Here is a 24,392-nt window from a genome sequence, read left to right on the forward strand (position 1 = left end):
AAATAAAAATAAACTTAACGTTGACGTTTTTGCTTGCTTGTTCAGTTTTCAAAGAGCAATACTGGTGTTTTGATCAAATATGATCTGCTTGTTTTTGATAAGAAACTATAAAGTCGATACCGGCGAAAAAACTGCTTAAATTTTGTTTTTTCGTTCAGAAGCGACCTTATTAATATAACATGCAGGCCAATTGATGTCAATAACTTTTTTCAAGAAACTACCTTCGCCACTACTGGGTTTCGATCAACCCGCAGGCAGCGACGTTTTTTAATATACCAGGATACAAAAACAAAGTCAACACCTTATTAAAGAAAATCAGATTAAATTTCATACCGTAAATTGCATACGTTAAATTTCATACCTTTTTAATTCTGTTTTTCGTCGGCATGTATTTCATGTATTCATACGGATCAGCGATTCGCTTAAATAAATTAAATAACAAATGATAGCGCTCCTGCATCGCCCGCTTTATCAGTGGTTCAATCCGCTCATCATTTCGATCAAATATAATCTCATCCATTTCTCTCTTCAATAAATATTGCAGTTCCTTGTGTTCTTTTTCGTTTATGATCATTCCAAGCATCCCGACACTTCCTTTCTGGCTACTTCTGTTCTTGTAGTCTTTTCGAATATCTCCTATTTTATAAACACAGTTTTTGATCATATTCATTTTTTCCGCGCATAGGATGGAGACAAGGAGTGCATTGGACGAGGTGAAGGATATGAATTTCTTTTTTGTCTTGAATGGAAAATCTGTAAAACAGTTTATGCTCATCGTTTTTGCTGCTTTTTTCACTGCCTGGTTTTTGTATATGGAATCGATTGTTCAAATTCCTGCTTTTTCAGGGAAGGATGGACCAAAGGCTGTCTTCAAAGGGGAAAAGGATATTGCATTGACCTTTAACATCGGGTGGGGTGATGAGAAGGCCGAGCCAATTCTCGATACTTTACAAAGGGAAAATATTAAAGCTGCGACTTTTTTCCTTTCCGGTTCCTGGGCAGAAAGACATCCGGATTTAGTCAGCCGCATCGTTAAAGAAGGGTTTGAAATCGGGATGCTCGGATATGCCTATAAGGATTATACCGATTTAGAAGAAGCCGAAATCAGAAAGGATCTTATCCTTGCCAGGGAGGCTTTTAAAAAGTTAAATGTTAAAAACATCAAATTAACCAGACCCCCAACCGGACACTTTGATCAAAAAACATTAAAAATCGCTGATCGGCTCGGGCTTACAGTTGTTCACTGGAGTATAAACTCAAATGATTGGCAAAATCCCGGGATTGAATTAATTCGACAAAATGTCTCAAACGCCAAAAAGGGCGACATCGTTCTATTACACGCCTCCGACTCTGCTAAGCAAACAGCTGAAGCACTGCCGCTTGTCCTCGCAGATATTAGGCAAAAAAACCTGAAGCTTGTCAGTGTCTCCGAAATGATCATGAATGGAGAGGCCGAATCGAAAGAGATCAAATAACATGATAAAAGCCGTCCACTTATGATTTGGACGGCTTTTTCTGAATTTCTTGCCTGCGCAGCTCCGAACTTTCGTTCAGCTTATGAAGAATCAGCAATTGATACGCATTACATACTAACAGCGGGAAAAGCATTAAATAGAGCCAGCCTTCTTCATTCACTCGCAAGGCCGGAACCCATTCTACCACAGTAACGACTGTCATGAAAAATAAAGCCGGGATAAAAGCAGCTTTATTAGTTTGTCTTGCCTTCCTATTTGCCACTACTAATCCGACGGCCAGAATAAAGACTGCTACTATCACATAAGGAAGCACGCTTGTTCCTTCTCCAAAAGCCTGATATCGAAAATAAACAAGGTCAAACAGAACGAATGCAATTAATACCACTTGCACCGGCGCCCAAAGCGCTTTAAATATTCCCAAACCGAAGCGGTGTATCGTTAAGTACGCAAAAAAACCCATCTGACTGATGATACTGAAAATCAAGCCAACGCCAACCAACCAAAATAATATCGATAAAACTTCAATTAGATCAAAATCAACGAATGTGGGTTTGAATTCACTCCAACGAACAATAAACCCAACAATTCCAGTTGTAATCCCGCCGATTAACAGCGTGGACATAAATAACCTGACCAAGTTACGGCTAGTCACAAGCTTTCCCCCATACAATTCAATTCACTCCTGATTGTACCAAACTGAGCCTTGAAAAATCTAGGTATTCAGTCTTAAACGAATAATTTTTCTGAGTTTTTCTCATCATAAAAGCATGGATAGTAATACGAAAGGAGCTTAAATATGAATCAAACTTATCATCTGCTCCTGCCTTTTCTTGTAATAGGTCTAATTTCAGGCTGTGCGCAAAATGAGTCAGGCGGCGGTCAAGTTGATTATGAAGAAACGAAGAAAATGGTTGTCGATATATTACACACAGATGATGGAAGAAAAGCAATTGAAGAGGTTATGACAAGTGATGGAATGAAGCAAAATCTTGTCATGGAACAAGCAACGGTTTCTGATACGATCCAAACTACATTAACATCAGATAAAGGAACACAATTTTTGCAAAAATCGTTTGACGATCCTAAGTTTGCGGAAAGCATGGCCAAAAGCATGCAAAAGGAAAACGAGAAACTACTAAAAAATTTAATGAAGGACCCGGAATACCGTGCAATGATGGTGGAAATACTGAAAGACCCGGCGATTCAAAGCGATGTCACCGATATTTTGAAAAGCAATGATTACCGGACTCATCTTCAAACCGTAGTTGCCGAAACATTTGAAAGTCCTTTGTATCAGGCTAGAATCCAGGACATACTTTTAAAAGCAGCAAATAAACCGCAAGGAGGTAAGCAAGCCCAGGGTGGCGGCGGTGGCGGTGATCAGGGCAGCAGTGGAAACCAGAGCGGTGGTGGTGGCGGTGGCGCTTAATGGTTTTATAAGCATGTTGTAAGCAAATAAAGGCTGGCCTTTCCGCAACGGAACGCCAGCCTTGTTTTATTTTCTTTCTAAACTGGTGATAACATTTTCTGCAATTTGCCGATAAATAACTCCCAATTTGTGATCCTCCTGATAAACGGATGGGGAAAAATCCTCTTCATTCCAATCCGGCTGTGATAGAGGAAGCTGTCCGAGCAGCTTTGTCTGCAGTTCGTCTGCCAGCTTTTCGCCACCGCCCTCGCCAAATACATATTCCTTATCGCCCGTTTTACTTTCAAAATAGGACATGTTTTCAATAACACCAAGGATTTCATGTTCTGTCCTTAATGCCATCGCCCCTGCCCGCGCGGCCACGAATGCCGCGGTTGGATGCGGCGTTGTCACGATGATTTCTTTGCAGGCCGGCAGCATCGTATGTACATCAAGCGCTACATCCCCTGTACCAGGCGGAAGGTCAAGAAGAATATAATCGACTTCGCCCCACTCAACTTCGTTAAAGAAGCTATTCAGCATTTTTCCAAGCATCGGCCCGCGCCAAATAATCGGCGCATTGTCTTCAACAAAGAAACCCATTGAGATCACCTTAACGCCAAATCGTTCTACAGGCAAAATTCGTTCGCCCCTAACAACAGGGCGCTTTGTGATCCCCATCATATCCGGAACACTGAATCCGTAAATGTCTGCATCAATCAATCCAACTTTTTTGCCAAGCCGGGCCAGCGACACAGCTAAATTAACTGAAACCGTAGATTTTCCGACTCCGCCTTTTCCGCTCGCAACCGCAATAAAGGTTGTACTGCTTGCCGGTGAAAGCAGGCCTGCTTCCTCAGCAGGGACTTCAGAACGGAACTGAGCCAGCACCTCTTCTGGAAGCTCTGCAAAACGAATCCCAACAGACTCGGCACCAGCCTCTTTTAAAACCGCAACAACTTGCTGCTGAAGCTGAAGCTGCTCTGCAGTGCCAGTTTTCGCAATCGCAATCTTTACACTGACATGGTCTTTTTCTTCCTTAATTTTAATCTCTTGAATCGCATTGAGCTCTCCAAGCGATTTATGTAAAAAAGGTTCCTTTAAACCCGATAACGCTTCCCGAACTTTTCCTTCTGTGATCATTCATAAACACCCGCCTTTTGTATTCGTTTTCAATAGAAGTATAACACAAACCTGCCATCTGGCTGTTAACTCAATCACATCTGGAACAAGCAGTTTTTCCAAATTGTAAAATAAAATCGGCCATAAAACAATAAAGAAGGCTGAATAAATTTCGCCTTCCTTACCATTCCTCGTCTTGCAATTCGCTTTCATTTGCATAATACCGCAAAATCCCTTCATAGATCGATGCTGCCACTTTTTCCTGATAGGCGTCCTTTTGCAGCTTTGCTCTTTCGCCCGGGTTCGAAAGAAAACCAATCTCAACGAGGACACCCGGTTTTTTTGCATGCTTTAATATATACACATTGCTTAGTGGCTTTGCTCTCCTGTCCGTATTTTCCAGGTTGCGCTTCAGCTCATCTTGAATAAATTTGGCAGCTTTCTTATTTTCTTTTATTTTTGGCGAATAAAATGTTTGTGCACCGCTCCAGCGTGAGGAAGGAATTGCATTTAAGTGGATGCTCGCATAAAAATCGGCTTCCGATTCATTGATCATCTCCAGCCTTTTTTTCAAATCCTCAACTTTTCGCCGACTGTAGCCTCTCGTTCCTTTGTCTGCAAGGTCTGTATCGGTCTCCCTTGTCAAGATTACTAATGCTCCCTGCTCCTGCAGGTATTCCCTGATTTTTAATGAGACTTTTAAAGCGATGTCTTTTTCGAGCACTTGTTTAGTACCTGCACCGCCATCGGGGCCGCCATGACCTGGATCAAGTAAAATAATTTTCCCGGACAGGGGCAGATTCCAAGATTTCCATGAACTGTTTTCTATAAAATCGTATTGCCATATCAAAAACAATACGAGAAGTCCTGCCATGAATATGCCCATTCTAAGCTTTTTTTTCATCGTCCAAATCACTCTCCTGCTCGTCCCTTTACCACTGAATATATGGGACAGGGAGCGATTTTAGAACGGTATTAATGGAGACGCAGTTTAAAGCGCCGCTCTCCTTTTAAATAACCCTCTTTCCACCATGTTTCTACATATTGCTCACACATCGATAATAATGTTTCATCATACACGCCTTCTTCACCCTTCCCCCAAAACAGTAGGAAATGGTAAAGCGTGTCCGTTAAATGCTGTTCTTCTTCTGTACACCTTTTCCGCGCCACTTCGATCCCTTCACCGTAGTAGCCGAATTTACTAAAGTTTGCGCCCAGCAAATATGATTCGATCGCGACATCATATAAAGCTTCCTCAAGGCCGGCGTTCATCAGCAATCCCGTAACAAACCTCGACGATCCAAAATATTGTTGCACCTTTTTCTTTAACAAGTTGACCGATATTTCACGCAGTAATGAGCGTTCATATTTCATCTGTTTAGCATGTTTCTTTTCTTTAAAGGAAGTAATGACGTTCAAGATATTTCACCCCTTGAAGATATTGTTCATCCTGAAAAGACGAGACATGCAGGCCCGAGCAGCCTTTCCTCTTCCAGTTTTTTTGGTTAAATTTATGAAGATCTATTGACTTCAGCAGATAATTTTCGATTAAAGCAAAAACATGGCGTAACCCGAAAATTCATGAATCAAAATCACATTTGGTTTAACAATAAGAAATGAAAAAACCCCAAATCCAAGTAGGATTCGAGGCTTGTAACAGATATAATTAACGCTTTGAGAACTGAGGAGCACGACGGGCACCTTTAAGACCGTATTTTTTACGTTCTTTCATACGTGCGTCACGAGTTAATAGTCCTGCGCGCTTTAATGTTGGACGGTATTCTGGATCAGCTTGCAGTAGCGCACGAGCGATACCGTGGCGGATAGCGCCAGCTTGGCCAGTGTAGCCGCCGCCGTTTACGTTAACGATGATGTTGTAGCTGCCAACTGTTTCAGTTGCTACTAGCGGCTGCTGAACAACCTCACGTAAAGCTGCGAATGGAATGTATTCCTGGATATCACGATCGTTGATGATGATTTGTCCATCACCAGGCACTAAACGTACACGAGCAACGGAGCTCTTACGACGGCCAGTACCAATATATTGAACTTGTGCCATATTAATAACCTCCCTTTAAAATTATCCGCGAAGTTCGTAAACTTCCGGTTGTTGTGCTTGATGCGGATGCTCGCTGCCAGCATATACGTTCAGCTTTTTAAACATTTGACGGCCAAGAGAATTCTTTGGAAGCATGCCTTTAATTGCAAGTTCCAGCATTTTCTCAGGGTAATTTGTACGCATTTCAAGAGCCGTTCTTTGTTTTAGTCCACCTGGATGCATTGTGTGACGGTAGTAGATTTTGTCAGTAAGTTTTTTACCAGTTAACTCGATTTTTGAAGCATTTATGATGATTACATGATCACCAGTGTCAACATGTGGTGTAAAAGTTGGTTTGTTTTTTCCACGTAGAATTGATGCTACTTCACTAGCAAGACGGCCCAAAGTTTGGCCTTCAGCATCAATTACGTACCATTTACGCTCGATATTATTGGCATTTGCCATAAACGTTGTACGCATGATTTACCCTCCTAATAAAATCAATTACATTATTGGTTTCATATATTTTCAAGCACGATTCACTTTCCGGGGCTTATCGTGGGGCTAAAATACATACCATATGATATAATACCTTGTTGTTTCCAATTTGTCAACACCAGGATTAGTTGTCATGGACGTTTTTGTGCTTCCTCAATAGAAGACTTTCCATAAATACAAGCCATGTCCCGGGATTGTCTTTCCGGCAAGTGTGCGGTCCCGTTTTTCAAGGATTTCCGGAATCTGATACGGGCTTCGTTCTCCTGAGCCAATTTCCAACAAAGTACCGACAATGATGCGGACCATATTATACAAAAATCCGTTCCCAACCAGGCGGAATACGAGCAGATCCCCTTCTTCAAAAAACTCAATTTCCTTAATCGTCCTGACTCTGTCTTCGATCGTCGTCTTCGCGGAACAGAACGAAGTAAAATCATGGCTCCCGATAAAAAATTTCAAAGCTTCTTTCATCGCTACATAGTCGATTGGATAAGAAAACTGATAGGCATAATTACGCTTAAATGGATCCCGCCGCGCTGATAAATGCACGAAATAACGATATTCCTTGCCGACTGTATCGAATCTCGCATGGAAGCCCGCCGCTGCCTTTTCAATCCTGTTGACAGCAATGTCTCCCGGAAGCAAAGTATTTAAAGCCAGCTCCCATTTTGAAACAGGAATGTGCAAAGGAGAATCAAAGTGAATGACCTGACCCTTCGCATGCACGCCCGCATCGGTCCGGCCGGATGCGGTGACAGGCACTGAATTTCCTTTATGCAGTTTTGCGAGCGCAGTTTCCAATTCTTTCTGAACCGTTCGAGCATTGGGCTGAACCTGGTAACCGGAAAACTGCGATCCATCATATGAAAGGGTACATTGATAACGTTGCATTTTGCAGCAGCTCCATTATGATCGATATATGCTAAGCAGCACAGTGATAGCGAGAAGGAGAGCAATCATCGCCGTATCAAGGCCTGTCCATCTTAGCTGCCGGTATCTCGTCCGTCCTTCACCGCCGTGGTAACCACGCGCTTCCATCGCTACTGCCAATTCTTCCGCCCGCTTGAACGAACTGACAAACAGCGGGATTAACAGCGGGACAATCGCCTTGATCCGGTCCTTGATTGGACCGCCTGTAAAATCGACTCCTCTTGCCGCTTGGGCTTTCATTATTTTATCTGTTTCCTGCATTAGAGTCGGAATAAACCGCAGGGAAATGGACATCATAAGTGCTAATTCATGAACCGGAAACTTTATCTTGTTTAGCGGGTTTAATAGGCTTTCCAATCCGTCGGTAATTTCGATTGGTGTTGTCGTCAGCGTCAGCAACGAGGTAATCAAAATCAGCAGGAAGAAACGCAATGAAATGAATACCCCCTGCCTTAAGCCTTCTTCATATATTTTAATTGGCCCAAGTTCAAACAGGAGCTGTCCTTCTTTTGTTAAAAAAACATGGAGCATAAGCGTAAAAAGAACAAGCCAGAGAACAGGTTTTAACCCTCCATAAAGGAAGCGAACCGGTATTTTTGACATTGCGACCATAAAAACCGTATAGGCAGCAAGAATGGCGTAAGTTAAAAAATTATTGGCGATGAAAACAATACAGACAAACAAAAAGACAATCAATATTTTGGAGCGGGGATCCATGCGATGAATCGCAGATTCGGCAGGGACATAACGGCCGAAAATCATTTTTTCCATCATTTCGGTGTCTCCCCCTTCCAAAAATGCGCAATCTCATCCGTTAATTGCTCCATTGAAAGGTATGTTTTAGCAAATTTCATCTGGAAAACTTCTTCTATTTTATGCTGAAACCGGACCACTTCCGGAACATCAAGGCCAAGATTAATCAGTTCAGCAGGGTTCGAGAAAATCGTTTCCGGCGTCCCCTTTTTGAATACTTTCCCGTCGTTCATAATCACAATTTCGTCAGCATAGCGTGCGGCATCTTCCATGCTGTGAGTGACTAGTATCGTTGTCAGGCCTCTTTCCTGATGCAGCCTGTAAAACATCTCCATAATTTCTCTTCGTCCTCGCGGATCCAGTCCGGCCGTCGGTTCGTCGAGAACAATGACTTCGGGGTCCATCGCTAAAACTCCGGCAATCGCGACTCGCCTCATCTGCCCGCCTGATAGGTCAAATGGCGACTTTTCGAGGATATCCTCCGACAGCCCCACCTGTTTAATCGTTTCGCGGGCCCGCTTTTTTGCCTCATGTTCCGGCACGCCAAAGTTCAATGGCCCGAAGCAGATATCCTTTTCGACCGTTTCCTCAAACAGTTGATGCTCGGGGAATTGAAAGACAATGCCTACCTTCTGGCGAATCGGGCGCAGATTTTTTTCTTTTTTATCAGCTGTAATTTCCCTATCCCCGATTAAGACTTTCCCTTTTGTCGGTTTTAACAGGGCATTTAAATGTTGGAGGATTGTCGATTTCCCTGAGCCTGTATGGCCAATGATCGCCATATATAAGCCTGAAGGGATATCCAGGTTGACATCCTTGATCGCCAGCCGCTCAAAAGGGGTATTTGCCTGGTATGAGTATTCTACTTGCTGTAGCGAGATGTCCATAGCTCAGTCACCAACTCTTCTTCGGATAGAAATTGTTTCGGCACAGGAATACCCTTATTCCGCAATGCTTTGCTGACCTTCACCGGAAATGGAATATCAAGGCCAAGATCGATTAATTCCTCGTCAAGTTCAAATATATCTTCAGGTGTGCCTTCCCGATGTATTTGTCCTTTGTTCATTACTAAAATCCGGTCTGCTTTTGCGGCTTCTTCAAGATCATGGGTAATTGAAATAACGGTCAAATGCTTTTCGTTTTTCAATTGTCGCACAGTATTCAATACTTCTTCCCGTCCGCGCGGATCAAGCATTGAGGTTGCTTCATCGAGAAGAATAATCGCCGGCCGCAGTGCCAGGATTCCGGCAATCGCAACGCGTTGTTTTTGTCCCCCCGACAGATGGTGCGGCTCTTGATCAAGAAATGGTGCCATCTTGACTCTTTCTAATGCTTCTTGAACACGTTTAACCATCACATCTCTTTCGATCCCATGGTTTTCTAAACCAAAAGCCACATCATCCTGAACTGTTGTTCCAACAAATTGATTATCAGGATTCTGGAAAACCATTCCAAGCTGTTTACGGATGTCCCAGACTGTTTCCTCAGTGAGCTCCATGCCACAAACTTCAATCGTTCCTTGTTTCGGGAATTGAAGTCCGTTCAACAGCTTTGCCAGCGTTGATTTTCCAGAGCCGTTATGCCCGACAATCGCCAGCCATTCACCTTCAAATAATGTAAATGAGACATCGTTAAGTGCCAATTCCTGTTGCCCTTCATATTGGAAAGATACATTTTCCAACACAATCAGCGGCTTTTCCATCACTGCTCCTCCTCTCATCTCCGAAAAGCTTCACTCATCTCTTTTTGCTTAAACAATCGGAACAAATTGCTGAAAATATAAAAAAAGCCTGCACCTCTCCCCGGGCGAAAAGACTTTTCGCGTTGGCCACGATATTCCAAAAGGAATAGGGGGAGGTGCATGAGCTAGACGAGACAGGACAGCAATAGGAACAAGCGGGTTTTAGCTTGTGTCCGCAGGTTTTCAGCTTGTTTCCAAACAAAACTTGCTTGCAGAATGCATTTCGCCTTCAGTATAAAGGCGGCATATGACATTTACATCCGGTATAGCTTTACTTGCGCATCTGATATGCCTGAAAGCCCGGCCTAAATGTCACTCCTGCTCATTATAACGCTCTATTTTGGCTTTGCTGGAGATTTTTATAAGAAAAGCATAAGCTTCTTTGGAACTAACACCAGCTTATTCCTGTGCTTTTCTAATTTTTAAAAAAAGGGCATAGAACAAGTTCTTTAAAACTGTCCGCCGCCCTTGTTAAATGTGCAATATTAAACTAGCTCAATGATAACCATTGGCGCACCGTCTCCGCGGCGAGGGCCTAGTTTCATGATGCGAGTATATCCACCCTGGCGCTCTCCATAGCGTGGAGCAACGTCAGCAAATAGTTTTTGCAGTGCATCCTGGTTTGTTTCAGCATCTGCTATTTCATTGCGAATGAAAGCAGCTGCCTGGCGGCGTGCATGTAAGTCTCCACGCTTTCCTAGAGTGATCATTTTTTCTACAACTGAACGAAGCTCTTTCGCACGAGTTTCAGTTGTTTCAATGCGCTCATTGATGATTAAGTCTGTAGCTAAGTCACGTAACATAGCTTTACGCTGTGCGCTTGTGCGTCCTAACTTTCTGTATCCCATGAGAGTTTCCCTCCTTTGTTGAAGTCTTATCATAATCAGAAGCTAACAGCAAAAATGCCTAGTTAAACACATTGTTAACTAGTCAGTCATCTTTACGCAAGCCTAGTCCAAGCTCTTCTAGTTTGTGCTTTACTTCTTCAAGAGATTTGCGTCCTAAATTACGTACTTTCATCATATCTTCTTCCGTTTTGTTGGCTAATTCCTGAACGGTATTGATGCCGGCACGCTTTAAGCAATTATATGAACGAACCGAAAGATCAAGCTCCTCAATGGTCATTTCCAGAACTTTTTCTTTTTGGTCTTCTTCTTTTTCAACCATAATCTCAGCATTTTGTGCTTCGTCAGTTAAACCAACAAAGATGTTTAAATGCTCGGTCAAAATTTTCGCCCCAAGAGCAATCGCCTCTTTGGGACCTGTGCTTCCATCTGTCCAAACATCAAATGTCAACTTATCATAGTTTGTCATTTGGCCAACACGTGTATTTTCCACCTGATATTGAACGCGTGAAACTGGTGTATAGATAGAGTCAATAGGAATAACGCCGATAGGCTGATCTTCTCTCTTGTTCTGATCAGCTGGGGTATAACCACGGCCTCTTCTAGCCGTTAAACGCATGCGCAGGTGACCGTTCGATCCAAGGGTAGCAATGTGAAGATCAGGATTCAGAATCTCAATATCACTGTCATGCGTAATCTCAGCTGCAGTTACATTTCCCTCGCCCTGAACGTCGATCTCAAGCGTCTTTTCTTCATCAGAATAGATTTTCAGTGCTAGTTTTTTAATGTTTAGTATGATAGATGTAACATCTTCCACGACGCCTTCAATTGTTGAAAATTCATGTAGCACTCCATCGATTTGAATCGATGTGACAGCGGCACCCGGGAGTGAGGATAATAGGATACGACGTAAGGAGTTACCCAAAGTTGTACCATATCCACGCTCAAGTGGTTCCACAACGAACTTCCCGTACTTGGCATCATCGTTGATCTCAACCGTTTCGATTTTTGGTTTTTCTATTTCGATCATCAAATATATACCCTCCTTCAAAACGTCGGAACCCCGGCTGGATTTTCCCTACCGAAACTTCCCCCATGTCTACGTTCCCGTTTGTGCACAACAACTGGAGTTAATGTTTCTGTACGAACATAAAAAAATTGTATCATATCCCATTATAGACAGGGATACAAAATCTATACAGAAAAATTATACTCGGCGGCGTTTTGGTGGACGGCATCCATTATGAGGAACTGGAGTTACGTCTCTGATTGCTGTTACTTCAAGACCAGCAGCTTGAAGAGCACGGATCGCAGCTTCACGGCCTGCACCAGGTCCTTTAACTGTTACTTCAAGAGTTTTCATGCCATGTTCTTGAGAAGCTTTCGCCGCAGTTTCTGCCGCCATTTGAGCAGCAAAAGGAGTAGACTTACGAGAACCTTTAAAGCCAAGAGCTCCGGCACTTGACCAAGAAATCGCGTTACCATGTACGTCAGTAATGGTTACGATTGTGTTATTGAAAGTTGAACGAATATGTGCAACGCCTGCTTCAATATTCTTTTTCACACGGCGTTTGCGTGTATTAGTTTTACGAGCCATTAATAGTACCTCCTTTACCGATTATTTCTTCTTGTTCGCTACAGTCTTACGAGGACCTTTACGCGTACGAGCATTGTTTTTCGTATTTTGTCCGCGAACGGGCAAACCACGGCGGTGACGTAACCCACGATAGCTTCCAATTTCCATTAAACGCTTAATATTAAGGGAAACTTCACGGCGAAGGTCACCTTCTACCTTTAATTTATCAATATTTTCACGGATTTTATTTAACTCTTCTTCCGTTAAGTCACGAACACGAGTGTCTTCAGAAACACCAGCTTCAGCTAAAACCTTTTGTGCAGTGTTTTTACCGATACCAAAAATGTAAGTTAAAGAGATAACTACACGCTTTTCACGTGGGATATCCACTCCAGCAATACGTGCCATCTATACAAGCACCTCCTTCTATATTAGCCTTGTTTTTGTTTATGTTTAGGGTTTTCGCAGATAACCATAACTTTGCCGCGTCGACGAATAACTTTACATTTTTCGCAGATCGGCTTAACAGATGGTCTAACTTTCATTATTCTAACCTCCTTGATAGTACGGAGTGCATCAGATTATTTAAAGCGGTACGTAATTCTTCCGCGTGTTAAGTCATATGGAGAAAGCTCAACAGTTACTTTATCACCCGGTAAAATACGAATAAAGTGCATGCGGATTTTGCCCGAGACATGAGCCAACACAGTATGACCATTTTCTAATTCTACCTTAAACATGGCATTAGGCAAAGTTTCAATAACGGTGCCTTCTACTTCGATTACATCATCTTTAGCCATCGAACTCGTCTCCCTTCTTCTTTCAACACGTATTCTTCCAAAAGTTTTGCAGAGCAACGCGTGGTTTTCATCTTTTACAGCCTGCAGCTTCCTGCTGTGAATATATTTGGTGATGCACAATTTTTTAGCAGAAAATGGTTGTGATCCTCATTTTGCTTCAGCATAAATGATAGCTTATGCTGAGATGAATAAATCGTTCAACCTTTCATTTTCCAACCTTATAATTATAGCATATTGAATGATTATACGCCCGCATTTTTATCGGAATTCTATCCAAAACTGCGAATCGCACATTTCCAGGCAATTGGATCTAGACTTTTGTTAAAATCTCATAGCCAGCTTCAGTAATCGCAATCGTATGCTCAAAATGTGCACACATCTTTCCATCTACTGTAACCACTGTCCAATCGTCCGCTAATGTCTTTACATATCGACTGCCTGCATTCACCATCGGCTCAACAGCAAGTACCATGCCAGGCCGTAAGCGCGGTCCTTTATTCGGCGGACCGTAATGAGGAATTTGCGGGTCCTCATGTAAGTCTTGCCCGATTCCGTGACCGACATACTCACGCACAATGGAAAAACCGTTTGTTTCAGCATGCGTTTGGATCGCATGGGAGATGTTTGATAGACGTTCGCCTGGTTTAGCTTCCTTCAGACCTTCATAGAGAGAAGCTTCGGTTACGTCCAATAGACGCACCGTTTCTTCATCTATTTTTCCAACAGGGTAGGTCCAGGCTGAGTCACCATGATACCCGTTAAACTTCGCACCGATATCAATGCTGATTATGTCGCCCTCGTTGAGGACACGGCTACCTGGTATCCCGTGAACAAGCTCATTATTAACAGAAGTGCAAATACTGCCACTAAATCCGTTGTACCCTTTAAAAGAAGGATAAGCATTAGACGCACGGATAAACCGGTCGGCAATTGCATCCAACTCTTTCGTTGTTACGCCGGGAACAATATATTTTTTCAGTTCCTGGTGGGTTAGTGCCACTATCCGTCCAGCTTCCTTCATGATCTCTATTTCACGGGGAGTTTTACAAATAATCATTACTTTAAGCCTCCAAGCAACTTATCAATATCAGCAAAAACTAAATCGATATCCTGCTGACCATCGATGTTGCGTAAATAGCCTTTTGTCTCATAAAAGTCTAATAAAGGCTTGGATTGTTGAATGTTTACATCCAGGCGATTTTTAACTGTTTCTGAATTATCATCTGCGCGCTGATACAATTCACCGCCACAGCGATCACACACATTCTCGACAGCAGGAGGATTAAAAACAAGGTGATAGGTAGCACCACAGTTTTTACAGATGCGCCGACCCGTTAAACGTTCCATTAGAATGGCTTGATCGACATCAATATTGATGACGTAATCTATTTTCATTCCCAAGCCTGATAGCATATCCTCAAGTGCTTCCGCTTGAGCTACTGTTCTTGGAAACCCATCTAATAAGAAACCTTTTTTACAGTCATCCTTGCTTAATCGTTCACGGACAATGCCGATTGTTACCTGATCGGGAACAAGCTCGCCTTTATCCATAAATGATTTTGCTTTTAAACCCAGCTCCGTTCCATCTTTAATGGCTGAACGGAACATATCTCCTGTTGAGATATGAGGGATGTCGTATTTGGCAACAATTTTTTCGGCTTGCGTGCCTTTTCCTGCACCCGGAAGCCCCATTAAAACTAGATTCATCAGTATCCCCCTCAGTCTCTAATAGGCTTTAGGGAACAAAAGTCCCCAAAACCAAATTATTTAATAAAGCCTTTGTAATGGCGCTTTACAAGCTGAGCTTCAAGCTGCTTCATCGTCTCTAAGGCAACCCCTACAACGATAAGCAAGCTCGTTCCACCAATTTGAGCAGATTGAGGCAGTCCGGCAAATTGGGTAAAGAATACCGGCAGAACAGCAATAAGCGCTAGGAAAATCGAACCGACTAATGTCAACCGATATAAAACCCCGGTCAAGTACTCTTGAGTGCTTTTTCCAGGACGTATTCCAGGAATATAACCGCCTTGCTTTTTAAGGTTTTCAGCAACCTGCTCAGGATTCACCTGTATGAAGGCATAAAAATATGCAAAGGCGATAATCAATGCCACATATAGGCTCATCCCGATCGGACTTGTGTAATCAAACGTATCTTGGATCCATCTGGTTACATCATTCGAGCCGAAAAACGAAGAAATCGTCGGCGGAGTAACAACAAAAGAGACCGCGAAAATGACCGGGATAACGCCCGCTGCATTTACTTTTAACGGTAGATGCGTTGATTGGCCACCTGTCTGACGGCCTGCCGCTGCCATCCTTTTCGCATACTGAATCGGGATTTTACGCAATGCTTGTTGAATAAAAATCGTTCCAACAATAATCGCGATGACAGCAAGAACAATCAACAATGCGGTCACAATCCGAAGAAATAATTCTTCGCCTGCATTCTCAAACTGCTGCGCGTAAATTTGATTGACCGCTGTCGGAATTCCGGCAACAATACCTGCAAAAATGATAATTGAAATGCCGTTGCCGACACCTTTTGCTGTGATTTGTTCGCCGAGCCACATTAAGAATGCAGTACCAGCGGTAAGAACAATCGCAATCAGCAGATAAGTTGTCACGCCGGGGTTTTCAATTAACAAGCCGTTAGCCATCGTATTGAAACCATAAGACATACCAACAGCCTGGATTAAACCAAGCACAATCGTAAAATAGCGGGTAAACTGGGCTAATTTACGGCGTCCAACCTCCCCTTGCTTTGACCATTCCGTAAACTTGGGCACGACATCCATCTGTAAAAGCTGAACGATAATCGAGGCTGTAATATACGGCATGATTCCCATCGCAAGAATTGAGAAGTTAAATAACGCTCCGCCTCCAAATGTGTTTAGCACGCCAAAAACATTAAGTTCATCTTGTGCTTTTAAAATATCAGCATTCACATTCGGTACAGGTATAAATGCACCGATGCGAAAAACAATCAACATTAAAAGGGTGAATATGATCTTTCGTCTTATTTCACCCACGCGCATAAAATTGGAGATTGTCTGAAACATTAGATCACCTCAGTTTGACCGCCGGCAGCTTCAATCGCTTCCTTAGCAGCAGAGGAGAATTTATGAGCTTTAACTGTAAGCTTTTTCTCAACATTTCCTTTTGCAAGAATCTTAATTCCTGCTTTCTCGTTGCTTACTACACCTGTTTCGATCAGAAGTTCTGGAGTAACTTCAGTACCGTCTTCAAAGCGGTTAAGCGTCTCAAGGTTCACGACTGCATATTCTGTACGGTGGATATTCGTGAATCCACGTTTAGGCAAGCGTTGGAAAAGAGGTGTTTGACCACCCTCAAAGCCGGGACGAACACCGCCGCCGGAACGGGCGTTTTGACCTTTATGACCTCTACCGGCAGTTTTGCCGTTACCAGAACCAATACCGCGACCTTTACGTTTACGTTCTTGACGAGAACCTTCTGCAGGGTTTAATTCATGAAGTTTCATTGTTTGGCACCTCCTTATTCAAAGAAGAATGGATTTATTGTTCTTTAACCGTCACAAGGTGAGCAACTTTATTGATCATGCCGCGGATAGCGGCGTTATCTTGCTGCTCAACTGTTTGGTGCATTTTCCGTAATCCTAAAGCTTTAACTGTTTCGCGTTGGTCCTGCGGGCGACCAATCACGCTGCGAGTGAGGGTAATTTGCAATTTGTTAGCCATTTGGTTTCCCTCCTTATCCTAACAGTTCTTCTACTGATTTACCACGCAGCTTCGCTACGTCTTCAGCACGTTTTAATTGTTTTAATCCGTCAATCGTTGCACGAACCATGTTGATTGGAGTGTTAGTTCCTAATGATTTGGATAGGATATCAGCTACACCAGCTAATTCAAGTACCGCACGAACCGGACCACCAGCGATGATTCCTGTACCGGCAGAAGCAGGTTTGATCAGGATTTCACCAGCGCCAAAGCGGCCGATTACAAGGTGAGGAGTAGTTCCTCCAACCATAGGCACTTCGATTAAGTTTTTCTTAGCATCTTCAATTGCCTTGCGAATAGCATCTGGCACTTCTTGCGCTTTACCAGTTCCGAACCCAACGTGACCGTTTTTGTCGCCAACTACTACAAGAGCAGAGAAACGGAAACGACGTCCGCCTTTAACAACTTTCGCTACACGATTAACTGTAACTACGCGCTCTTCAAGTTCAAGTTTGTTTGGATCAATACGACGCATCTTTTTGTGTCCCTCCTTTGTTATTAAAATTCTAAGCCGTTTTCGCGGGCTGCATCTGCCAATGCCTGAACACGTCCATGGTACAGATAGCCTCCACGATCAAATACTACAGATTTAACGCCTTTTTCCACTGCACGTTTTGCAATTAATTCTCCGACCTTTTGAGCAGCTTCAACATTAGCGGTAGTCTCTAAAGAAACTTCTTTGTCCATTGTAGAGGCACTTGCTAAAGTAACTCCATTAACATCGTCAATTAGTTGCGCATAAATGTGTTTATTTGAACGGAACACATTTAAACGAGGACGAGCTTCAGTACCGCTAAGCTTTGAACGGACACGAGCATGTCTTTTCAAGCGAACGGCGTTTTTATCAAGCTTCGTAATCATTAACGTCACTCCTTTCGTTTACCTATGCGGCATTACTTACCAGTTTTACCTTCTTTACGACGCACATATTCGCCTTCATAACGAATTCCTTTGCCTTTGTACGGCTCTGGAGGACGAACCTGGCGGATATTGGCAGCCAACGCACCAACGCGTTCTTTGTCAGTACCCTTAATTATGATTTTTGTATTTGCAGGAACATCGATTTCAATGCCTTCTTCTGGTTCAATTTCAACCGGATGAGAATATCCTACGTTTAATACTAGTTTTTTACCTTGCTTTTGAGCACGATAACCAACACCGATTAACTCAAGGTTTCTTTCGAAGCCTTTGGATACACCTTCCACCATATTTGCGATAACTGCGCGAGTAGTTCCGTGCAATGCGCGATGTTCTTTCATATCAGATGGACGAGAAATGTTGATTACATTCTCTTCGACTTTAATTTCAATCTCAGGATTAAAAGAGCGAGTAAGATCGCCTTTAGGACCCTTAACTGTCACAGTGCCGTTATCAGCAGTGACTGTAACACCAGTTGGAATATCAATTGGTTTTTTACCTACGCGAGACATTTATTGCACCTCCATTCTTTCAGAAACTGTATTACCAAACGTATGCTAATACTTCGCCGCCAACTTGCTTAGCGCGAGCTTCTTTGTCAGTTAAAACACCTTGAGAAGTTGAAACAAGTGCGATACCAAGACCGTTCAGTACGCGGGGGACTTCGGTTGATTTTGCGTATACGCGAAGTCCAGGCTTGCTGATACGTTTTAAACCAGTGATAACACGCTCGTTGCTTGCACCGTACTTTAAGAAGATACGGATGATACCTTGTTTGTTGTCTTCGATAAACTCTACATCACGAACGAAGCCTTCACGCTTCAAAATCTCAGCGATTTCTTTTTTGATGTTAGAAGCAGGTACTTCTAATTTTTCGTGACGTACCATATTCGCATTACGAATACGTGTAAGCAAATCTGCAATTGGATCTGTCATGACCATTGTTTTTACCTCCTTCCCAGACTTGGGTTTTACCAGCTAGCTTTTTTGACACCAGGAATTTGTCCCTTGTATGCTAATTCACGGAAACAGATACGGCAAAGCTTAAATTTACGGTATACAGAGTGTGGACGTCCGCAACGTTCGCAGCGTGTGTACTCTTGTACTTTGTGTTTATGCGTGCGTTTTTGTTTCACAATCATTGACTTTTTAGCCACGTTTTCGCCTCCCTTATTTTTGGAATGGCATTCCGAATTGAGTTAAAAGCTCACGAGCTTCTTCATCAGTGTTAGCCGTAGTAACAAGAACGATATCCATACCACGTACTTTGCTTACTTTATCATAATCAATTTCAGGGAAGATTAACTGCTCTTTCACACCAAGAGTGTAGTTTCCACGGCCATCAAATGACTTTTTGGAAACCCCGCGGAAGTCACGTACACGCGGAAGAGATACAGATACCAACTTGTCAAGAAACTCATACATGCGCTCACCGCGAAGAGTTACTTTCGCGCCGATTGGCATGCCTTCACGAAGGCGGAAACCAGCGATTGACTTTTTCGCACGAGTAACAACCGGTTTTTGACCTGTGATTGTTGCAAGCTCTTCAACAGCGTTGTCCAGTGCCTTTGCGTTCGCAACAGCATCACCAACACCCATGTTGATTACAATTTTTTCAAGCTTCGGTACTTCCATTACAGATGTATAGTTGAACTTGCTCATCAGAGCAGGAGTTATTTCTTTAGAAAATTTTTCTTTTAGGCGGTTCACTTCATTGTACCTCCCTTCTTAATAAACTATTTATCTAAAAATTCACCAGATTTTTTCGCAATGCGGACTTTTTTGCCGTCAACCTCTTTGAATCCAACACGGGTTGGTTCTCCGGATTTAGGATCGATAGGCATTACGTTTGATACATGAATAGGTGCCTCCAGGCTGATAATTCCGCCTTGCGGATTGACTTGAGAAGGTTTTGAGTGCTTCTTCACAACATTAATTCCTTCTACAAGTACTCGGCTTTGCTTTGGAAAAGCTGCCAGGATAGTTCCTGTTTTGCCTTTATCTTTGCCTGAGATGACCATAACTTTGTCACCTTTTTTCACATGCATCTGTCGCACCTCCTTAAAGGCATTGAAATTTAAATTATAGTACTTCTGGAGCTAGTGATACAATTTTCATAAAGTTGTTGTCGCGCAGTTCACGAGCAACCGGTCCGAAGATACGAGTCCCACGAGGGCCTTTATCATCACGGATAATTACACATGCGTTTTCATCAAAACGAATGTATGTGCCATCTTTACGACGAACCCCGCTCTTTGTACGGACGATAACCGCCTTAACAACGTCACCTTTTTTAACAACGCCACCTGGTGTTGCTTGTTTGACTGTACAAACGATCACGTCACCAATATTAGCAGTCTTGCGGCCAGAACCACCAAGAACTTTAATCGTTAGGACTTCACGAGCACCAGAGTTGTCAGCAACTTTCAAACGTGTTTCTTGTTGAATCATGAGTGTAACCTCCCTTCGGAATCAACATACTCCGAACAATTAAATAATTACGGCTTTTTCTACTATTTCTATTAAGCGGAAGCGCTTAGTTGCAGAAAGTGGACGAGTTTCCATAATACGGACTACATCGCCAATTTTCGCTTCATTTTGCTCATCATGAGCTTTGAATTTCTTAGAGTATTTAACGCGTTTACCGTATAAAGAATGCTTTTTATGTGTTTCAACAAGAACAGATACGGTTTTATCCATCTTGTCTGAAACAACGCGCCCTGTGTAAACTTTGCGTTGGTTGCGTTCACTCATTGTGCGAACCTCCTCTCAGGTTTTCTACTTGCTAAGGCCAATTTCTCTTTGACCAATAACTGTTTTCATGCGGGCAATCGATTTACGTACTTCACGAATGCGAGCAGTGTTTTCAAGTTGTCCAGTCGCCAATTGAAAGCGAAGGTTGAAAAGCTCTTCTTTCAATGATTTAACTTTTTGTTCTATTTCAGCAGTGGTTAGGTCACGAATTTCATTAGCTTTCATTTGATTCACCACCAATTTCTTCTCGTTTCACAAACTTGCACTTAATTGGAAGCTTGTGTGCCGCAAGACGCAATGCTTCGCGAGCGACCTCTTCAGGTACACCGGCAATTTCAAACATTATTTTCCCTGGCTTAACAACAGCTACCCATCCTTCAGGAGCACCTTTACCTGAACCCATCCGGACTTCAAGAGGCTTTGCAGTAAATGGTTTATGAGGGAAGATTTTAATCCAAACTTTACCGCCACGTTTCATGTAACGAGTCATGGCAATACGAGCAGCTTCGATTTGGCGGTTTGTAATCCAGCTAGCTTCTGTAGCCTGCAAACCAAATTCACCAAATGTTACTTCTGCTCCGCCTTTCGCGCGTCCGCGCATTTTCCCGCGATGATCACGACGATATTTAACGCGTTTTGGCATTAACATATTATTTGCCTCCTTCCTCAGTCTTCTTCTTGGTAGGAAGGACTTCTCCACGATAGATCCATACTTTTACGCCAAGCTTACCATAAGTGGTATCAGCTTCAGCTGTAGCATAGTCGATGTCAGCACGAAGAGTATGAAGTGGAACTGTTCCTTCGCTATAGTGTTCAGAACGAGCGATGTCCGCTCCGCCTAAACGACCAGAAACCATTGTTTTGATTCCTTTTGCACCGGCACGCATTGCACGTTGGATCGCTTGCTTTTGAGCACGGCGGAATGAAACACGGTTTTCTAATTGACGAGCAATGTTTTCAGCAACTAATTTAGCATCAATATCTGCTCTTTTAATTTCGAGAATGTTGATGTGTACACGTTTGCCTGTAAGTGAGTTTAGAGCTTTACGAAGTGCTTCAACTTCTGTACCGCCTTTACCAATAACCATACCTGGCTTAGCAGTGTGGATAGTGATATTTAAACGATTGGCAGCACGTTCGATTTCTATTTTAGAAACAGAAGCATCACTTAAACGCTTAGTGATATATTCGCGAACTTTGATGTCTTCGTGTAATAGATCCGCATAGTCTTTTCCAGCGTACCACTTGGATTCCCAATCACGGATGATTCCGATACGCAAACCGACTGGATTTACTTTTTGACCCACTGATTATCCCTCCTTCTTTTCTGATAAAACGATAGTGATATGACTAGTGCGTTTGTTAATTGCGCTTGCACGGCCCATTGCACGAGGACGGAAACGTTTCAATGTTGGTCCTTCGTCTACATAAGCTTGTTCTACGATCAGGTTGTTTATATCCAGTTCATAGTTATGCTCTGCGTTGGCAGCAGCTGATTTTAATACCTTTTCAACGATCAGTGAAGCAGCTTTTGGAGTGTGGTTTAAAATTGCAACCGCTTCTCCCACTTGCTTTCCTCGAATTAAATCTACGACTAAACGAGCTTTACGAGGAGCAATACGAACTGTTCTTGCAACAGCTTTTGCTTGCATCTGAATGCCCTCCTCTCATTAACGTCTTGTTTTCTTATCGTCACTTGCATGGCCTTTATAAGTACGAGATGGAGCGAATTCTCCAAGCTTGTGACCTACCATGTCTTCAGTGATGTATACAGGCACATGTTTGCGACCGTCATAAACAGCAACAGTGTGTCCGATGAATTGCGGGAAGATCGTAGAACGGCGAGACCAAGTTTTTACAACTTGCTTGCCTTCAGTCTCATTTAACTTTTCGATCTTGTTAATTAAATGCTCATCAACAAAAGGTCCTTTTTTTAAGCTGCGACCCATGGGTGAACCTCCCTTCGTGATTGTGCTACGGCTCTATGTGTGAACCGTAGTTCAATCCCGTTATTTTTTACGGCGACGTACGATAAATTTATCTGATTTGTTCTTTTTCTTGCGTGTTTTGAATCCAAGGGTTGGTTTGCCCCATGGAGACATTGGTGATTTACGTCCGATAGGGGCGCGTCCTTCACCACCACCGTGTGGGTGATCGTTAGGGTTCATTACAGATCCACGAACTGTCGGGCGCTTGCCTAACCAGCGTGAACGACCTGCTTTACCAATGTTGATTAGTTCGTGCTGCTCGTTGCCCACCTGGCCGATTGAAGCGCGGCAAGTAGCAAGAATCATGCGAACCTCACCTGAGTTTAAACGAACCAATACGTATTTGCCTTCTTTACCAAGCACCTGCGCGCTTGTTCCAGCTGAACGTACCAATTGTCCGCCTTTACCAGGCTTTAACTCGATATTGTGGATAACTGTACCCACAGGAATGTTTGATAGCGGAAGAGCGTTTCCTACTTTAATGTCAGCTTCAGGACCTGACATAACCTCTAAACCTACTTCGAGGTTTTTAGGAGCTAGGATGTAACGTTTTTCTCCATCTACATAGTTAATCAATGCAATGTTTGCGGAACGGTTTGGATCATACTCAATAGTGGCAACGCGTCCTGGAATGCCATCTTTATCGCGCTTAAAGTCGATTAGACGGTATTGACGCTTATGGCCGCCACCTTGATGACGAACAGTTAACTTACCCTGGTTGTTGCGGCCGCCTTTTCTTGTTAAAGGAGCAAGCAAGGATTTTTCCGGTTTGTCAGTTGTGATTTCAGCGAAATCAGAACTAGTCATGCCGCGACGACCGTTGGAGGTAGGTTTGTACTTTTTAATCGCCATTTTATTTCCCTCCTCTTCTAGTTAAAAATATTAAGCCTCAAAAATTTCAATTTCTTTGCTGTCTTCAGTTAGTTTCACAATAGCTTTGCGACGTTTGTTTGTATAGCCGCCAAATTTACCCATGCGCTTGAATTTACCTTTGTAGTTCATGATGTTGACTTTCTCAACTTTCACATCAAAGATTTCTTGAACAGCGTCTTTAACTTGGGTTTTGTTCGCTCTAACATCGACTTCGAATGTGTATTTCTTCTCAGCCATGGCATCAGAAGAAGCTTCAGTGATTACGGGGCGCTTAATGATTTCTCGTGCATCCATTATGCAAGCACCTCCTCTACTTTTTCAACCGCTGCTTTCGTCATGATTAACTTATCATGATTCAAAACATCTAAAACGTTGATTCCAGAAGCAGTTACAACAGTTACACCAGGGATGTTGCGAGCAGATAATGCTACGTTCTCATCGAGGTCAGCTGTAACGATAAGCGCTTTTGATTCAACTGAAAGACCTTTAAGGAGTCCTTTGAAGTCTTTTGTTTTTGGTGCTTCGAAAGCAAGGTTTTCTAATACTAGGATATTTTCATCTATCACTTTAGAAGATAGTGCAGATTTAATCGCTAAACGACGTACTTTTTTCGGTAGTTTGTAGCTGTAGCTGCGTGGAACAGGTCCAAATACAGTACCACCGCCGCGCCATTGTGGAGAACGGATCGATCCTTGACGTGCACGTCCAGTTCCTTTTTGGCGCCATGGCTTGCGTCCGCCGCCGGCTACTTCAGAACGAATTTTAGTTTTATGAGTTCCTTGACGCAATGATGCTCTTTGCATGATCACAGCTTCAAACAACACATGGTTATTAGGCTCGATGCCAAATACAGATTCATTAAGCTCGATTTCACCAACTTGTGATCCGTCTTGGCTGTATAATGCTACTTTAGGCATT

General features: G+C 42.9%; 41 protein-coding genes. 2 read left to right on the forward strand and 39 right to left on the reverse strand.

Going from position 1 to position 24,392, the window contains the following annotated elements; translation table 11 throughout:
- Window positions 1–355: 355 nt before the first annotated feature.
- The gene (locus CU635_RS05460; protein WP_101576173.1) at window positions 356–583 is read right to left on the reverse strand and encodes a hypothetical protein; all 228 of its coding nucleotides are present in this window, start codon (window positions 581–583) and stop codon (window positions 356–358) included.
- A 139-nt stretch (window positions 584–722) separates the two neighbouring features.
- On the opposite strand from CU635_RS05460, the gene pdaB reads away from it, so the two are divergent.
- Window positions 723–1,475, forward strand: a complete 753-nt coding sequence (pdaB, locus tag CU635_RS05465) for a polysaccharide deacetylase family sporulation protein PdaB (protein ID WP_101576174.1) — start codon at window positions 723–725, stop codon at window positions 1,473–1,475.
- 19 nt (window positions 1,476–1,494) lie between these two features.
- Here the strand turns inward: pdaB and CU635_RS05470 are convergent, their stop codons facing one another.
- A complete protein-coding gene (locus tag CU635_RS05470; RefSeq protein ID WP_101576254.1) occupies window positions 1,495–2,127 on the reverse strand; it encodes a KinB-signaling pathway activation protein in 633 nt (210 codons plus the stop codon).
- Window positions 2,128–2,271: 144 nt separating this feature from the next.
- Here CU635_RS05470 and gerD point away from each other — a divergent pair, with 144 nt between their 5' ends.
- Window positions 2,272–2,904 carry a spore germination lipoprotein GerD gene (gerD, locus tag CU635_RS05475; protein ID WP_101576175.1) on the forward strand — a complete coding sequence of 211 codons (633 nt, stop codon included), beginning with the start codon at window positions 2,272–2,274 and terminating at the stop codon, window positions 2,902–2,904.
- Between the two features lie 66 nt (window positions 2,905–2,970).
- Here the strand turns inward: gerD and CU635_RS05480 are convergent, their stop codons facing one another.
- The 37 genes from CU635_RS05480 to rplD all read right to left on the reverse strand — a co-directional run bounded on the left by CU635_RS05480 (window position 2,971) and on the right by rplD (window position 24,391).
- The gene (locus CU635_RS05480) at window positions 2,971–4,026 is read right to left on the reverse strand and encodes an Mrp/NBP35 family ATP-binding protein (RefSeq protein ID WP_101576176.1); all 1,056 of its coding nucleotides are present in this window, start codon (window positions 4,024–4,026) and stop codon (window positions 2,971–2,973) included.
- Between the two features lie 160 nt (window positions 4,027–4,186).
- Window positions 4,187–4,909 carry an N-acetylmuramoyl-L-alanine amidase CwlD gene (gene cwlD / locus CU635_RS05490; protein WP_101576178.1) on the reverse strand — a complete coding sequence of 241 codons (723 nt, stop codon included), beginning with the start codon at window positions 4,907–4,909 and terminating at the stop codon, window positions 4,187–4,189.
- 71 nt (window positions 4,910–4,980) lie between these two features.
- Entirely contained in the window at window positions 4,981–5,424 is a 444-nt protein-coding gene (locus tag CU635_RS05495) for a DUF2521 family protein (RefSeq protein WP_101576179.1), read from the reverse strand.
- Window positions 5,425–5,671: 247 nt separating this feature from the next.
- Window positions 5,672–6,064: a 30S ribosomal protein S9 gene (rpsI, locus tag CU635_RS05500; protein ID WP_101576180.1), complete on the reverse strand. Its 393-nt coding sequence runs from the start codon at window positions 6,062–6,064 to the stop codon at window positions 5,672–5,674.
- Window positions 6,065–6,085: 21 nt separating this feature from the next.
- A complete protein-coding gene (rplM, locus tag CU635_RS05505; RefSeq protein ID WP_101576181.1) occupies window positions 6,086–6,523 on the reverse strand; it encodes a 50S ribosomal protein L13 in 438 nt (145 codons plus the stop codon).
- Window positions 6,524–6,694: 171 nt separating this feature from the next.
- The gene (gene truA, locus CU635_RS05510; RefSeq protein WP_101576182.1) at window positions 6,695–7,432 is read right to left on the reverse strand and encodes a tRNA pseudouridine(38-40) synthase TruA; all 738 of its coding nucleotides are present in this window, start codon (window positions 7,430–7,432) and stop codon (window positions 6,695–6,697) included.
- 15 nt (window positions 7,433–7,447) lie between these two features.
- Complete coding sequence (locus CU635_RS05515) at window positions 7,448–8,245, reverse strand: energy-coupling factor transporter transmembrane component T family protein (RefSeq protein WP_101576183.1); 798 nt, start codon at window positions 8,243–8,245, stop codon at window positions 7,448–7,450.
- A complete protein-coding gene (locus CU635_RS05520; protein ID WP_101576184.1) occupies window positions 8,242–9,111 on the reverse strand; it encodes an energy-coupling factor ABC transporter ATP-binding protein in 870 nt (289 codons plus the stop codon). Before CU635_RS05520 ends, CU635_RS05515 begins: the two co-directional genes overlap by 4 nt.
- Window positions 9,087–9,926, reverse strand: coding sequence for an energy-coupling factor ABC transporter ATP-binding protein (locus CU635_RS05525; RefSeq protein ID WP_101576185.1), 840 nt, complete (start codon window positions 9,924–9,926; stop codon window positions 9,087–9,089). The genes CU635_RS05520 and CU635_RS05525 overlap by 25 nt, the downstream gene beginning before the upstream one ends.
- Before the next feature lie 524 nt (window positions 9,927–10,450).
- The gene (gene rplQ, locus CU635_RS05530; protein WP_101576186.1) at window positions 10,451–10,813 is read right to left on the reverse strand and encodes a 50S ribosomal protein L17; all 363 of its coding nucleotides are present in this window, start codon (window positions 10,811–10,813) and stop codon (window positions 10,451–10,453) included.
- Between the two features lie 82 nt (window positions 10,814–10,895).
- On the reverse strand, window positions 10,896–11,840 hold the full coding sequence (locus tag CU635_RS05535) for a DNA-directed RNA polymerase subunit alpha (RefSeq protein WP_101576255.1): 945 nt from the start codon (window positions 11,838–11,840) through the stop codon (window positions 10,896–10,898).
- A 177-nt stretch (window positions 11,841–12,017) separates the two neighbouring features.
- Window positions 12,018–12,407: a 30S ribosomal protein S11 gene (rpsK, locus tag CU635_RS05540; RefSeq protein WP_101576187.1), complete on the reverse strand. Its 390-nt coding sequence runs from the start codon at window positions 12,405–12,407 to the stop codon at window positions 12,018–12,020.
- A 21-nt stretch (window positions 12,408–12,428) separates the two neighbouring features.
- On the reverse strand, window positions 12,429–12,794 hold the full coding sequence (gene rpsM, locus CU635_RS05545; protein ID WP_101576188.1) for a 30S ribosomal protein S13: 366 nt from the start codon (window positions 12,792–12,794) through the stop codon (window positions 12,429–12,431).
- Between the two features lie 23 nt (window positions 12,795–12,817).
- Window positions 12,818–12,931, reverse strand: a complete 114-nt coding sequence (gene rpmJ, locus CU635_RS05550) for a 50S ribosomal protein L36 (protein WP_000868344.1) — start codon at window positions 12,929–12,931, stop codon at window positions 12,818–12,820.
- Between the two features lie 36 nt (window positions 12,932–12,967).
- Window positions 12,968–13,186, reverse strand: coding sequence for a translation initiation factor IF-1 (gene infA / locus CU635_RS05555; protein WP_010191517.1), 219 nt, complete (start codon window positions 13,184–13,186; stop codon window positions 12,968–12,970).
- 310 nt (window positions 13,187–13,496) lie between these two features.
- Window positions 13,497–14,243: a type I methionyl aminopeptidase gene (gene map / locus CU635_RS05560; RefSeq protein WP_101576189.1), complete on the reverse strand. Its 747-nt coding sequence runs from the start codon at window positions 14,241–14,243 to the stop codon at window positions 13,497–13,499.
- Window positions 14,243–14,893, reverse strand: coding sequence for an adenylate kinase (locus tag CU635_RS05565; protein WP_101576190.1), 651 nt, complete (start codon window positions 14,891–14,893; stop codon window positions 14,243–14,245). The genes map and CU635_RS05565 overlap by 1 nt, the downstream gene beginning before the upstream one ends.
- A 56-nt stretch (window positions 14,894–14,949) precedes the next feature.
- Window positions 14,950–16,245 (reverse strand): preprotein translocase subunit SecY, encoded by a 1,296-nt coding sequence (gene secY, locus CU635_RS05570; RefSeq protein WP_101576191.1) that lies wholly within the window; start codon window positions 16,243–16,245, stop codon window positions 14,950–14,952.
- Window positions 16,245–16,685 (reverse strand): 50S ribosomal protein L15, encoded by a 441-nt coding sequence (gene rplO, locus CU635_RS05575; RefSeq protein ID WP_101576192.1) that lies wholly within the window; start codon window positions 16,683–16,685, stop codon window positions 16,245–16,247. The genes secY and rplO overlap by 1 nt, the downstream gene beginning before the upstream one ends.
- 34 nt (window positions 16,686–16,719) lie before the next feature.
- On the reverse strand, window positions 16,720–16,902 hold the full coding sequence (gene rpmD / locus CU635_RS05580) for a 50S ribosomal protein L30 (RefSeq protein WP_101576193.1): 183 nt from the start codon (window positions 16,900–16,902) through the stop codon (window positions 16,720–16,722).
- A gap of 13 nt (window positions 16,903–16,915) precedes the next feature.
- Window positions 16,916–17,416, reverse strand: coding sequence for a 30S ribosomal protein S5 (gene rpsE, locus CU635_RS05585; protein WP_101576194.1), 501 nt, complete (start codon window positions 17,414–17,416; stop codon window positions 16,916–16,918).
- Window positions 17,417–17,439: 23 nt separating this feature from the next.
- Window positions 17,440–17,802 carry a 50S ribosomal protein L18 gene (rplR, locus tag CU635_RS05590; protein WP_101576195.1) on the reverse strand — a complete coding sequence of 121 codons (363 nt, stop codon included), beginning with the start codon at window positions 17,800–17,802 and terminating at the stop codon, window positions 17,440–17,442.
- 32 nt (window positions 17,803–17,834) lie between these two features.
- Window positions 17,835–18,371 carry a 50S ribosomal protein L6 gene (gene rplF / locus CU635_RS05595; protein ID WP_101576196.1) on the reverse strand — a complete coding sequence of 179 codons (537 nt, stop codon included), beginning with the start codon at window positions 18,369–18,371 and terminating at the stop codon, window positions 17,835–17,837.
- Between the two features lie 31 nt (window positions 18,372–18,402).
- A complete protein-coding gene (rpsH, locus tag CU635_RS05600) occupies window positions 18,403–18,801 on the reverse strand; it encodes a 30S ribosomal protein S8 (protein ID WP_101576197.1) in 399 nt (132 codons plus the stop codon).
- 29 nt (window positions 18,802–18,830) lie between these two features.
- On the reverse strand, window positions 18,831–19,016 hold the full coding sequence (locus CU635_RS05605) for a type Z 30S ribosomal protein S14 (RefSeq protein WP_101576198.1): 186 nt from the start codon (window positions 19,014–19,016) through the stop codon (window positions 18,831–18,833).
- 13 nt (window positions 19,017–19,029) lie between these two features.
- The gene (gene rplE / locus CU635_RS05610) at window positions 19,030–19,569 is read right to left on the reverse strand and encodes a 50S ribosomal protein L5 (protein WP_101576199.1); all 540 of its coding nucleotides are present in this window, start codon (window positions 19,567–19,569) and stop codon (window positions 19,030–19,032) included.
- A 26-nt stretch (window positions 19,570–19,595) separates the two neighbouring features.
- On the reverse strand, window positions 19,596–19,907 hold the full coding sequence (gene rplX / locus CU635_RS05615) for a 50S ribosomal protein L24 (RefSeq protein ID WP_101576200.1): 312 nt from the start codon (window positions 19,905–19,907) through the stop codon (window positions 19,596–19,598).
- A 34-nt stretch (window positions 19,908–19,941) separates the two neighbouring features.
- Window positions 19,942–20,310, reverse strand: a complete 369-nt coding sequence (gene rplN, locus CU635_RS05620) for a 50S ribosomal protein L14 (RefSeq protein WP_101576201.1) — start codon at window positions 20,308–20,310, stop codon at window positions 19,942–19,944.
- A gap of 39 nt (window positions 20,311–20,349) precedes the next feature.
- Entirely contained in the window at window positions 20,350–20,613 is a 264-nt protein-coding gene (gene rpsQ / locus CU635_RS05625) for a 30S ribosomal protein S17 (protein ID WP_101576202.1), read from the reverse strand.
- Between the two features lie 24 nt (window positions 20,614–20,637).
- Entirely contained in the window at window positions 20,638–20,838 is a 201-nt protein-coding gene (gene rpmC, locus CU635_RS05630) for a 50S ribosomal protein L29 (RefSeq protein ID WP_101576203.1), read from the reverse strand.
- Window positions 20,828–21,262: a 50S ribosomal protein L16 gene (gene rplP / locus CU635_RS05635; RefSeq protein WP_101576204.1), complete on the reverse strand. Its 435-nt coding sequence runs from the start codon at window positions 21,260–21,262 to the stop codon at window positions 20,828–20,830. The genes rpmC and rplP overlap by 11 nt, the downstream gene beginning before the upstream one ends.
- 1 nt (window position 21,263) lies before the next feature.
- Complete coding sequence (gene rpsC, locus CU635_RS05640; protein ID WP_101576205.1) at window positions 21,264–21,920, reverse strand: 30S ribosomal protein S3; 657 nt, start codon at window positions 21,918–21,920, stop codon at window positions 21,264–21,266.
- A gap of 3 nt (window positions 21,921–21,923) precedes the next feature.
- A complete protein-coding gene (gene rplV, locus CU635_RS05645; RefSeq protein ID WP_101576206.1) occupies window positions 21,924–22,265 on the reverse strand; it encodes a 50S ribosomal protein L22 in 342 nt (113 codons plus the stop codon).
- 18 nt (window positions 22,266–22,283) lie between these two features.
- Window positions 22,284–22,562, reverse strand: a complete 279-nt coding sequence (gene rpsS, locus CU635_RS05650) for a 30S ribosomal protein S19 (RefSeq protein ID WP_101576207.1) — start codon at window positions 22,560–22,562, stop codon at window positions 22,284–22,286.
- Window positions 22,563–22,622: 60 nt separating this feature from the next.
- On the reverse strand, window positions 22,623–23,453 hold the full coding sequence (gene rplB / locus CU635_RS05655) for a 50S ribosomal protein L2 (RefSeq protein ID WP_101576208.1): 831 nt from the start codon (window positions 23,451–23,453) through the stop codon (window positions 22,623–22,625).
- A 30-nt stretch (window positions 23,454–23,483) separates the two neighbouring features.
- Window positions 23,484–23,768, reverse strand: a complete 285-nt coding sequence (gene rplW, locus CU635_RS05660) for a 50S ribosomal protein L23 (protein ID WP_101576209.1) — start codon at window positions 23,766–23,768, stop codon at window positions 23,484–23,486.
- Complete coding sequence (rplD, locus tag CU635_RS05665; protein ID WP_101576210.1) at window positions 23,768–24,391, reverse strand: 50S ribosomal protein L4; 624 nt, start codon at window positions 24,389–24,391, stop codon at window positions 23,768–23,770. The genes rplW and rplD overlap by 1 nt, the downstream gene beginning before the upstream one ends.
- Window position 24,392: the final 1 nt, after the last annotated feature.

Origin of the sequence: Bacillus canaveralius, from assembly GCF_002860125.1 — a bacterium.
Lineage (GTDB): Bacteria > Bacillota > Bacilli > Bacillales > Cytobacillaceae > Bacillus_BJ > Bacillus_BJ canaveralius.